This is a genomic window from Vibrio sp. 10N.222.46.A1, from assembly GCF_041473595.1.
GTDB classification, from domain to species: Bacteria; Pseudomonadota; Gammaproteobacteria; order Enterobacterales; family Vibrionaceae; genus Vibrio; species Vibrio tasmaniensis_A.
Genome location: NZ_JBFRSN010000735.1, coordinates 1 through 11,501, shown reverse-complemented (window position 1 = coordinate 11,501; position 11,501 = coordinate 1). Strand labels below are relative to the sequence as shown.

11 protein-coding genes are annotated in these 11,501 nt (G+C 43.9%); all 11 read left to right on the top strand.

Features of this window, described 5'->3' with window-relative positions; genetic code table 11:
• Positions 1-327: 327 nt before the first annotated feature.
• Positions 328-723: a flagellar basal body rod protein FlgB gene (gene flgB, locus AB4496_RS19385; protein ID WP_009848575.1), complete on the top strand. Its 396-nt coding sequence runs from the start codon at positions 328-330 to the stop codon at positions 721-723.
• Positions 724-727: 4 nt separating this feature from the next.
• Positions 728-1,141, top strand: coding sequence for a flagellar basal body rod protein FlgC (gene flgC, locus AB4496_RS19380; RefSeq protein WP_009848574.1), 414 nt, complete (start codon positions 728-730; stop codon positions 1,139-1,141).
• Between the two features lie 17 nt (positions 1,142-1,158).
• Positions 1,159-1,869 carry a flagellar hook assembly protein FlgD gene (gene flgD, locus AB4496_RS19375; protein WP_009848573.1) on the top strand — a complete coding sequence of 237 codons (711 nt, stop codon included), beginning with the start codon at positions 1,159-1,161 and terminating at the stop codon, positions 1,867-1,869.
• 45 nt (positions 1,870-1,914) lie between these two features.
• The gene (gene flgE, locus AB4496_RS19370) at positions 1,915-3,219 is read left to right on the top strand and encodes a flagellar hook protein FlgE (protein ID WP_009848572.1); all 1,305 of its coding nucleotides are present in this window, start codon (positions 1,915-1,917) and stop codon (positions 3,217-3,219) included.
• Positions 3,220-3,488: 269 nt separating this feature from the next.
• Positions 3,489-4,238 carry a flagellar basal-body rod protein FlgF gene (gene flgF, locus AB4496_RS19365; RefSeq protein ID WP_009848571.1) on the top strand — a complete coding sequence of 250 codons (750 nt, stop codon included), beginning with the start codon at positions 3,489-3,491 and terminating at the stop codon, positions 4,236-4,238.
• Between the two features lie 21 nt (positions 4,239-4,259).
• On the top strand, positions 4,260-5,048 hold the full coding sequence (flgG, locus tag AB4496_RS19360; RefSeq protein WP_009848570.1) for a flagellar basal-body rod protein FlgG: 789 nt from the start codon (positions 4,260-4,262) through the stop codon (positions 5,046-5,048).
• A gap of 71 nt (positions 5,049-5,119) precedes the next feature.
• Complete coding sequence (flgH, locus tag AB4496_RS19355) at positions 5,120-5,896, top strand: flagellar basal body L-ring protein FlgH (RefSeq protein WP_009848569.1); 777 nt, start codon at positions 5,120-5,122, stop codon at positions 5,894-5,896.
• 93 nt (positions 5,897-5,989) lie between these two features.
• Positions 5,990-7,081: a flagellar basal body P-ring protein FlgI gene (locus tag AB4496_RS19350; protein ID WP_009848568.1), complete on the top strand. Its 1,092-nt coding sequence runs from the start codon at positions 5,990-5,992 to the stop codon at positions 7,079-7,081.
• 10 nt (positions 7,082-7,091) lie between these two features.
• On the top strand, positions 7,092-8,033 hold the full coding sequence (gene flgJ, locus AB4496_RS19345; RefSeq protein ID WP_009848567.1) for a flagellar assembly peptidoglycan hydrolase FlgJ: 942 nt from the start codon (positions 7,092-7,094) through the stop codon (positions 8,031-8,033).
• Positions 8,034-8,253: 220 nt separating this feature from the next.
• The gene (gene flgK, locus AB4496_RS19340) at positions 8,254-10,134 is read left to right on the top strand and encodes a flagellar hook-associated protein FlgK (protein WP_009848566.1); all 1,881 of its coding nucleotides are present in this window, start codon (positions 8,254-8,256) and stop codon (positions 10,132-10,134) included.
• Between the two features lie 9 nt (positions 10,135-10,143).
• The gene (flgL, locus tag AB4496_RS19335; protein ID WP_009848565.1) at positions 10,144-11,334 is read left to right on the top strand and encodes a flagellar hook-associated protein FlgL; all 1,191 of its coding nucleotides are present in this window, start codon (positions 10,144-10,146) and stop codon (positions 11,332-11,334) included.
• The last annotated feature ends 167 nt before the right edge of the window (positions 11,335-11,501 follow it).

Genomic DNA, 11,501 nt, shown 5'->3' with positions numbered 1-11,501 from the left:
TCGTTAACCGGCTTAACAGATCGTTTTGAAATGGTTCGCTGTAATCCAGGCATCATCTACAAATTAAAGTAATTAGTGTCACCACTTTAAGGTGCAATATTACTGTCCAAATTTAAAACCCAGCCAAGTGCTGGGTTTTCTTTTTCTCATTTAATCTATATCTTTAAGTCAGAGTGACATTCCAATTTACTCTATTTGTTGGCTTGTATATTGCAAGTTTACCCACGAGTAACCTGTAAAAGTAATGGTCGGCCACTTTATTTTTAAAGTTGGTATATATATTGCTTGGGTTATTTCATAACAGTCAGTTCTTGAGTTGAGGTTTACATGGCTATTTCTTTTGACAATGCTTTAGGCATTCACCAGCACACAGTTGGTGTACGTGAGCGTAACGCTGAGGTGCTTTCCACCAATATCGCGCAAGCTAACACGCCTGGGTATAAAGCAAAGGGATTAGACTTTAATAAATCACTGCAGGCGGCAAGTTCTGGGGCAAGCATTGGTCTTAGCCGAACAGACGGTCGGCATATTTCTGCCTCAACAACGGTGAATGGGGAAACGAAGTATCGAATTCCTACGCAACCTGATACTGGAGATGGCAATACGGTTGATTTGGATTTGGAACGAAATCTTTTCATGCAAAACCAAATTAGGCATCAAGCCTCTCTCGACTTCTTAGGAAGTAAGTTCAAGAATTTAACTAAAGCGATAAAAGGGGAATAACTAGATGAGCTTATTTAATGTATTCAATGTGACTGGTTCTGCGATGAGTGCTGAATCTGTTCGTCTAAATACTACCTCAAGTAACCTTGCTAACGCAGACAGTGTAAGTAGCTCTGCTAAAGACACTTACAAGGCTCGTCACGCAGTGTTTGGCGCTGAGTTAAATCAGGCACGTAATAGTGGTCACACTGTGCCAGTAAAAGTATTAGGTATCGTAGAAAGCGATAAACCGCTGAATGCGGAGTACAACCCAGATCACCCGTTAGCGAACAACGAAGGCTACATCTATAAGCCTAACGTTAACGTTATGGAAGAAATGGCAAACATGATTTCAGCATCACGTGCGTATCAAACAAACGTACAGGTTGCTGACTCGAGTAAACAAATGCTGCTGCGTACGCTGCAGATGGGTCAATAAGGATAAGGAGGTAGCAAATGGCTGGAATCAACAATGTTGGTCAAAGCGGCTTGTCCTATGTTGACCAGCTGAAGAGTCTTCAAGATGGTGCTAAGAAGCCCGATGAAACGACAGGTAAGCAAGATCTTAAACAAGATGACTTCTTATCGTTGTTGACTAAGCAACTTGCACAACAAGACCCTTTTAAGCCGGTTAGCAATGACCAGATGATTGCGCAAATGGCTTCATTTGCGACCGTAGATGGCATTGGCAAAATGAATACACAGTTTGAAAGCTTGAATTCATCAATGACCTCTAACCAAGCACTGCAGGCATCTTCTTTGGTTGGCCGCGATGTATTGGTTCCTGGAGCGGCAGGTGTGAAACAAGGTGATGGCGGTATGGCGTCAATGGTTAAGCTTCCTCAGGCAATGGACAATGTAATGGTCCGTGTTGAGAATGAAGTTGGCCAATTGGTTCGCACTTTTGATATCGGCTCAAAACCATCTGGTGACACGCGTGTTGAGTGGGACGGAAAAGACGAAGACGGTAATCCATTGCCGGCCGGTAAATACAACGTGAAAGCGTCGGGTTTATTGGAAGGTGAGAACACAGAGTTCCAAGTGTCGAGTTATGCGAACGTGAACAGTGTGCTTCTTGGTAAAGGCGATGGCAACGTACTACTCAATCTGGCTGGTTTTACATCGCCAGTACGACTTGCTGAAGTACTAGAAGTTGGTAAAGCGTAGCTCTTTTTAGAGTGATTATGCTAGCTAGATTAGGAGAATATTGGAATGTCATATGTATCTTTAAGCGGTCTATCCGCTGCACAGTTAGACCTGAATACAACCAGTAACAACATTGCGAACGCAAACACATTTGGCTTTAAAGAGTCTCGTGCGGAGTTCGGGGATGTTTACTCAAGCTCGTTGTTCACTAACGCAAAAACGACGCCAGGAGGTGGTGCGCAAGCTAGCCAAGTGGCACAACAGTTCCATGAAGGTTCAAGTATCTATACGAATAACCCAATGGACTTGCGTGTAAGTGGTACAGGTTTCTTTGCAGTATCGAAAGACCGTATGGTGCCAGAGATCAATGAACTAACGCGTAATGGTGCATTTCACCTAAACAAAGACAACTACATGGTTACGGCCAATGATGAGTTTCTTTTAGGTTATGATGTCGATCCAAACTCGGGTGAAGTTCTTTCTTATGCACCAAAGCCTCTCGACATTCCAGCTGAGTTTGGTAAGCCTAAACAGACAGAAAACATTGAAGTAGGGGTTAACCTTCCTGCGAACGGTGATCTTAAAGACCCGGCAACATTTGACTTCAAAGATCCAGATACCTATAACCGTGCAACGTCTTCGACGGTCTACGATTCTATGGGACAGTCTTACAAGTTAACGACTTACTACCTAAAAGATCAGACTCAACCGAATACTTGGCAAACGTACTACACCATGTCAGATGAAACGGGCGAGAAGCCGGTAAATATTACTGGTGGCGACGCGACGAATTCAGCAGGTCATGTTGGTCACACCATGAAATTCAACAATGACGGTACCTTAGCAAGCCTTAACAGTGGTCAGCCAATTCTATCTGATCCTATCGGCGCTGGTGAGAACGCAATTGATTTGAACGGTGCAGATCCGACACAGGTACTTAACTTTGGTCTGGATTCTTCAACTCAGTTTGCCGCTCCATTCGAACTGTCTAGGTTTGATGAAGATGGCGCGACAACTGGTTTCTTAACGAAAATCGATTTCGATGAGTACGGCAGTGTTCTAGGCAGTTACTCAAACGGTGAAAATGTGATACTAGGCCGCGTAGGTTTAGTTCGTGTACCTAATGAGCATGGTCTAGATAAGAAAGGCGGCACTCAATGGGATTCTACTAACGCTTCAGGTGATAAAATCTGGGGTGAATCAAATAAAGGTTCATTTGGTAGTATCAACAATGGCTCACTAGAGCAGTCGAATATCGATATGACTCAAGAATTGGTTGATTTGATTTCTGCTCAACGTAACTTCCAAGCGAACTCTCGTTCTCTAGAAGTACACAACCAACTACAACAGAATATTCTTCAGATTCGTTAATCGTTTCGAGCGTTTGAATCATCTGCGAATACCCAATTCAATGTTATTGAATTGGGTATTGTTGATGAATTACGTATGGCTGTTTGTTTTTCTATTTGCCGCCCCTATTGCCGCCCGGTAATGCCTCTGGCAACAATTCTTCCTCAATGATCCTTTATGGTCAGTTTTTTTTGTTGTTTCTCCGTTTAAGTTTTTGATAAATAACAGTTAAAAATATTGGCATAGTGTTTGCTTTATTAGTTCCAGAAAATGATTTTTGGAGCAAAATTATGGATCGCGCACTGTTTCTTGCCATGAGCGGCGCTAAGCAAAATATGCAGGCTTTGCAGCTGCGTTCGAACAACCTTGCCAATGTAAGTACAACGGGTTTCCGTGCTGATTTAGCACAGGCACGTTCAATGCAAGCGTATGGCGAAGGTATGCCTACTCGTGTTTTCAGCATGACAGAGCGTCCGGGTCATAATTTCGCTCAGGGTAGTGTGGTTACTACAGGCCGAGATCTAGACGTCACCATTCAAGGTGATGGTTGGATTTCAGTTATGGACAACACTGGTCGTGAAGGTTTAACTCGCAACGGTAACCTAAGGGTTGACCAAAACGGTCTACTTACCAACGCAAGTGGCCATTTAGTGCTTGGTGAAAACGACGCACCAATCACGCTCCCAATCCCAATCAGTAAAGTAGAAATTGGTACTGATGGTACGATTTCGGTGATTCCTCAAGGCGCTCCAGCTGAAGAATTAGCCGTAGTTGATCGTATTAAGCTTGTGCGTCCAGATAACCAAAGCTTGTTTAAAGATACGAATGGCCTCTTCCGTTCGAAAAACCCAGATCAGGCATACGAAGCAGATGCAGCGGTAACGTTGCTTAAAGGTGCTATCGAAGGCAGTAACGTAAATGCCGTAGGTGAAATGACCAGCTTAATTGACTTACAACGTCAGTTTGAAATGCAGGTCAAGATGATGAGCACAGCAGAGGAAATGGACAAGTCGTCTGATTCACTGCTTCGTATGAGCTAATAGAATTTTAAGGAAATTACTATGCATCCAGCATTATGGGTAAGTAAAACCGGTTTAGACGCCCAACAAACCAATATTTCAACAATTTCAAACAACCTTGCCAACGCCTCAACCATTGGTTTTAAAAAGAGCCGCGCGGTGTTTGAAGATCTGTTCTATCAGAATATTAACCAACCAGGTGGCCAATCGTCTCAGAATACTGAGTTGCCAAGTGGTTTGATGTTGGGTGCTGGTTCTAAGGTAGTTGCAACCCAAAAGGTGCACACTCACGGTAACGCACAAACAACGTCGAATAGCCTAGATATGATGATTGAAGGCGACGGTTTCTTCCAAGTTGAGATGCCAGACGGTGAAACAGGTTACAGCCGTAATGGTCAGTTCACATTGAACGGTGACGGCGCGATCGTAACATCGGGTCAAGGTTATGCCCTACAACCCGAAATCGTTATTCCTGAAGACGCGATCTCGGTAACGGTTGGGAACGATGGTGAGGTGTCGGTTCGTCTACGTGGTCAGCAAGACAACGTCGTGGTTGGTCAAATCACTATTACTGATTTCGTAAACCCAGGTGGTTTAGAGCCCATTGGCCAAAACCTTTACTTGCCTACAGGTGCAAGTGGTGACCCGCAAGAGGGTGTTCCGGGGTTGAATGGCTTAGGTAATGTTCGTCAGTCTATGCTTGAAGCATCCAATGTAAACGTAACTGAAGAGTTGGTTAACATGATTGAAGCTCAACGTGTATACGAAATGAACTCAAAAGTTATCTCGGCGGTAGATAAGATGATGAGCTTCGTTAACCAACAACTGTAGCTAGTTAATTCGCTGTTTACTTATTTCTTTTGATCGTTCTGTTTACCATTGCCCGCTGAGAGTATGTCGCCATGAAACGTATTGTTTGTTTAGCCCTATTTTTGTCTATGACTGGCTGCGCCCCATTGGCTCCAATTGAAACTCCGGCGCAAGAGAACGCAACCACAGTGGTTGATGCCGTAGAAGGCGACAAGTCGGCCCAGGAAAGCTCTGGTATTATCGACACACTTCGAGATAGAACGGACCCTATTGCTGGTGATCCTGCATGGGCGCCAATTAACCCGAAGAAAAAACAAGAGCATTATGCGGCAGCAACAGGCTCACTGTTCAATGCTAACCACATTGGTAGCATGTATGACGACTCAAAACCTCGCGGTATTGGTGACATTATTACAGTTGCGTTAGATGAGAATACGCGAGCGACTAAAAAAGCTAATGCAGATATGTCTAAATCGAACGATGCATCGATGGAACCGTTAGCTGTAGGCGGTGAAAACCTAGAACTTGGTAAATACAACTTTTCTTACGATCTGAGTAACACCAACACCTTTGCTGGAGATGCATCAGCTAACCAAAGTAACAGCATCAGCGGTTACATTACGGTTGAAGTTATTGAAGTATTAGCTAATGGCAACCTAGTGGTTCGTGGTGAAAAGTGGATGACGTTGAATACGGGTGATGAGTACATTCGCTTAAGTGGCACCATCCGCCCTGATGATATCGACTTTGAGAATACCATTGCTTCGAACCGTGTTTCGAATGCACGAATTCAGTACTCAGGTACGGGTGTGCAGAAAGATATGCAAGAACCTGGGTTCTTGGCACGATTCTTTAATGTATCTTTGTAGAGCTAGAGACTGTGTCGACATACTGACACTTTCAGAATTATCTAATTTCAAGCTAACTCATTATAAATTAAAGCAATACAGACAGGTTACTCAATGAAAAAACTAACACTCGTACTCTTCGGCATGCTATTTCTTGCCTCCAGTGCTCATGCCGCGCGTATAAAAGACGTGGCAAAAGTAGCGGGTGTTCGTAGTAACCAACTTGTCGGTTATGGTTTGGTGACGGGTTTGCCGGGCACCGGTGAGACAACTCCCTTTACCGATCAAACGTTTAACGCAATGCTGCAAAATTTTGGCATTCAATTGCCGCCTGGCACCAAGCCAAAAACCAAAAACGTTGCGGCGGTAATCGTTACCGCTGAACTTCCGGCATTCTCCAAGCAAGGTCAGGAAGTAGACGTAACGGTGTCGTCTATTGGTTCAGCAAAAAGCCTTCGTGGTGGTACTTTGCTGCAGACTTTTCTTAAAGGTCTGGACGGTCAAGTGTACGCTGTGGCACAAGGTAATTTGGTTGTGAGTGGTTTTAGTGCTCAAGGCAACGATGGTTCTAAGCTCGTTGGTAACAACCCAAACGTCGGTATCATCTCTAGCGGTGCGACGGTAGAGCAAGAAATCCCAACCCCATTTGGTCGTGGTGACTACATCACTTTCAACTTAATCCAATCTGATTTTACTACGGCTCAGCGTTTAGCTGATGCGGTTAATAATTTTCTAGGCCCTCAAATGGCGTCTGCGGTAGATGCGACTTCTGTAAAAGTTCGTGCTCCACGTGAAATCAGCCAACGTGTGGCTTTCTTGTCTGCCATCGAAAACATCGAATTTGACCCTGCAGAGGGCTCTGCAAAAATCATTGTTAACTCTCGTACCGGTACTATTGTTGTTGGTAAGCATGTGCGCTTAAAAGCAGCAGCAGTAACCCACGGCGGCATGACAGTCGCAATCAAAGAAAATCTAAACGTAAGTCAACCTAACGCATTCTCTGGTGGTCAAACGGTAGTCGTTCCTGATTCGGACATCGAAGTAACCGAAGCCGATGGTAAAATGTTCAAGTTCGAACCCGGTTTAACGCTCGATGATTTGGTACGCGCTGTCAATGAAGTCGGCGCCGCACCTTCTGATTTAATGGCAATCCTTCAAGCACTGAAACAAGCGGGTGCAATTGAAGGTCAGTTGATCATTATTTAAGGGATAAAGCATGATTAAAAATAACAATGACATCGGCTTTATTCACGATATTGGTAGCCTAGACCGTCTTCGTCAACAAGCGGTAAGCGGTGAAGAAGGCAGTGAAAAAGAAGCGCTAACCGCTGCAGCAAAACAGTTTGAATCTATTTTTACCTCGATGTTGTTTAAGTCGATGCGTGATGCGAACTCGAGCTTTAAGTCAGATATGTTAAACAGCCAGAATGAACAGTTTTATCGTCAGATGCAAGATGACCAAATGGCGAGTGAACTCAGTGCGTCAGGTTCGCTCGGTCTTGCGGACATGATCGTAGCTCAGTTAAGCGCTGGCCAAGCAAATGATGCAACTGAAGATAAGGTTCGCAATGAAGGCTTTGATACCTCTCTGCAAAGACCGCAGTACTCGGGGCGTTCACAAGATAGAACACCCGAAGTTCAATCTGCGCAAGCTATGTCAGCAACAGACGTGTCAGTAGCCAAACAACCAGTTTCCTTCGATTCTCCAGAATCGTTTGTTGCCTCAATGAAGCCTTACGCTGAAAAAGCAGCGAGTGCGCTCGGTGTCGATTCATCACTGCTATTGGCACAAGCGGCACTTGAAACAGGTTGGGGTTCTAAGATGATTAAGAACTCTTTGGGCAACAGCAACAACCTATTCAATATCAAAGCCGATAGAAGTTGGAAGGGCGATAAGGTTGCTACTCAAACTCTAGAGTTCCATGGTAAAACAGCCGTTAAAGAGTCTGCTTCTTTCCGTTCTTACTCTAATTTCGAAGATAGCTTTGATGATTACGTGAAGTTCTTGAACGAAAATCCAAGATACGAAACGGCATTGCAGCATCAAGGTAACTCTGAGAATTTCATCAAAGGCATTCACCAGGCGGGTTACGCAACCGACCCTAACTATGCCGACAAAGTTTTACGAGTTAAAGCTAAGATTGATGAGATGAAATAGCGTTATTGAATGCACTCGAGAGCTTGCCACCGGCAGGCTCTTTTCTTATCCGCCCCTTCAGTCTTACGCACCATCCATAGTTTTCTCCTTACACTTCAACAAATTATTGTCTTTTAACTCTCCGTTATTTCTATTGGCACATATATTGCTAAATATCTTAATAATAAGCTGTAGTAGTTAATCAGTTCATGCTGATTTTGTTAAGTTTTTTGGGGGCATTATGGCGTCGGATCTTCTGAATGTAGGAGCACAAAGTGTTCTTACTGCTCAGAGACAGCTAAACACCACTGGTCATAACATTTCTAACGCCAACACAGAAGGCTATAGCCGCCAGTCTGTGGTTCAAGGTGTGAATGACCCGCGCCAGTACGGTGGTCAAACCTACGGTATGGGTGTGCATGTGGAAAATGTTCGCCGCTCGTGGGACCAATTTGCCGTCAAGGAACTTAACCTATCAACAACCAATGCCGCTAACAAAGCGGATACCGAAGCTAACCTGGATATGCTGTCAAGCATGTTGTCATCGGTTGTTTCGAAGAAAATCCCAGAGAACCTTAATGAGTGGTTTGATTCTGTTAAGACGCTCGCTGATACCCCGAATGATGTGGGTACACGAAAAGTCGTCATAGAAAAAGCTGGGTTATTGAGTAAAACGTTAAATGAATTTCATGAAACCGTTCGTCAACAGTCTGATTCTGCGAATAAGAAATTAGACATGGGTATCGAGCGAGTTAACCAAATTGCATACGAGATCCGTGATCTTCAGCGACTAATGGTACGAACTCCTGGACCTCATAATGATCTACAAGATCAGCACGAACAGCTAGTTAATGAGCTTTCTGGTTACACTAAAGTGACGGTGACACCACGAGCTAATAATGAAGGCTTTAATGTCCATATCGGTAATGGTCATACCTTAGTTTCTGGTACAGAAGCGAGCCAACTGAAAATGATCGATGGCGTACCAGATGCACATCAGCGTCGTCTTGCTATCGTAGAAGGAAAGTCATTAAAGGCGATTACTAACCGCGATATTGATGGACAAATCGGCGCGATGTTAGACATGCGTGATGAACATATTCCTGCAGTTATGGATGAGCTTGGTCGTTTGGCGACCGCGTTTTCATACGAGGTCAATGCACTGCAATCGCAAGGTTTGGATCTCAATGGCAATGTAGGTAAAAACCTGTTTACCGATGTGAACTCTGAGTTAGTGGCTAAGTCTCGTGTTACTGCTCACGGACAGTCAAAAGCGGATGTCGCGGTCTATATTGATGATACTTCTGCTCTGAAAGGCGGCGAGTATGGTCTGAAATACGATGGCAGCGATTATGTGGTGATTAAGCCAGATGGCGAAACGGTAAAAGTTAGCACTAATTCAACCGGCAATGCCTTTTATTTAGATGGCATGCGAGTGGAAGTTCGAAATCCGCCTGAACTGGGTGAGAAGCTTTTACTACGCCCAACCCGCAATTTTGCCGCGCAGATTCAGATGGAAACCAAAGACCCTAAAGATATTGCGGCGCAAAGCTATGAGGCATCAACTACCTTTGCCAAAGGCACTGCAGGTTTCAAAATTTTGGCGGCAGGTCAATTACGAGAATTTGAAGTGATCGTGTCACCAAAGGGCGAACAGTTTGCAGTTACCGATCCTAAGGGCAACATACTTATGCAGCCTCAACCGTATCCACCACAAGGCCCAGTGACGATTAATGGCACAACGTTTGAACTTACACCGGGCGCGGTGGCAAACGATAAATTTACGGCAAACCTTGTCCCATCAGAAGGTGACAATGGCAACTTGCGTAAATTGCAAGATCTCCAAACAGGCAAAGTCTTGGATGATGGTGAGTCTACGATTTTAGATCTTTACCACAACTTGAATACCAATACGGGCTTGAAATCTTCAACGGCAAATCGCTTGAGTGATATTGCTAGGCTAGAAAAAGAGTCAGCTCAAGAACGTATTGCTTCAGTCTCTGGGGTGAACCTAGATGAAGAAGCGGCAAATATGATGAAATTTCAGCAAGCGTACATGGCTTCTTCACGCATCATGCAAGCCGCCAATGATACGTTTAATACTATTTTGGCTTTGAGGTAGGAGATATAAATGTTGACTCGTATTTCTAGCTTTCATAATTATCAGTCAGTACAAAATGACTTTCGCCGCCAAGAAAACAAGGTGCATCATAATCAAGCACAACTGGCTTCCGGTAAGAAATTACAGTCGGCGAGTGATGATCCTTTGGCGACGCATTATTTACAAAACATCGGTCAGCAATCTGAGCAACTTAAACAGTATGTCGATGCGATCACTCTAATTAGAAACCGCCTTGAACATCATGAAGTCATGGTCGCCAACTCGGAAGGGTTCGCGGATGAAGCAAAACGAACCGTGATGGAAATGATTAACGGTGCACTTTCTCCGGAAGACCGCTTAGCGAAGAAACGTGAAATTCAAGAGTTATCGAATAATCTTCTGCATTTAGCTAATACTCAAGATGAGTCAGGTAACTACACATTTTCAGGAACCAAGCCCAAGAGCCAGCCATTTTTTCAAGATAATGAAGGGAACGTTTCTTATCAAGGTGATGACTATCAAAGAAAGATGCGAGTAGCAACGAGCTTTGAAATGGCAATGAATGATCCGGGCAGTAAGTTGTTTATGGAAATAGATAACCCGTTTGGTGACTACGAGCCTCAATATGATCTTGAACCAGCCTCTGAGTTATTACTAGGGCGCGCAACCAATAAAGCTGACGATAGTTCTACTTATAAAGTGACTTTTGTTGATATGCAAACAGGCAAGTTCGCTTACCAGCTTGAAAAAGATGGCGAAGTGGTTGCCTCGGAAGATTTTGATCCTTCGAAAGGTGTTGTCTATGAAGGTCTGAATATCCAATTCAAGGGGCAGATCACGAAGGGTGACTCGATCACTTTAGAGCCGAGAAAGACATTTTCTATTTTTGATACATTCAAAGATACCGCCGAACAGGCTGAAAATCCAGTATCGGATGCATCGGCAACGGCAAAACTGCACCAAATGACAGAAGAATTTCATGCCGCGTTTATTCATTTGACTAAGGCGAGAACGGATGTCGGTGCACGTTTGAGTACGTTGGATATTCAAGAGCAGCAACATGAAGATTTTAAGTTGTCTTTAGCGAAAGCAAAAAGCAACTTTGAAGACTTGGACTATTCGAAAGCCATCATTGAATTCAATGAAAACTCTCGAGCGTTACAAGCTTCACAACAAGCGTTTGGCAAGACCAAAGACCTGACCTTGTTTAATTATATTTAGCTGTGAACAGTCGTTAATCTGGGGTTAGTTCTCTGCCGTATGTGCTATGCCATACGTGCGAATGATTCTATCGATTGCCGCTTTTTTATTCAAAGTGGCATGTTTGAAAAATAGCGGCAAAAAACGGCAACGAGAGATATCAATCTCTTGTTTTCTCTACTTAATAT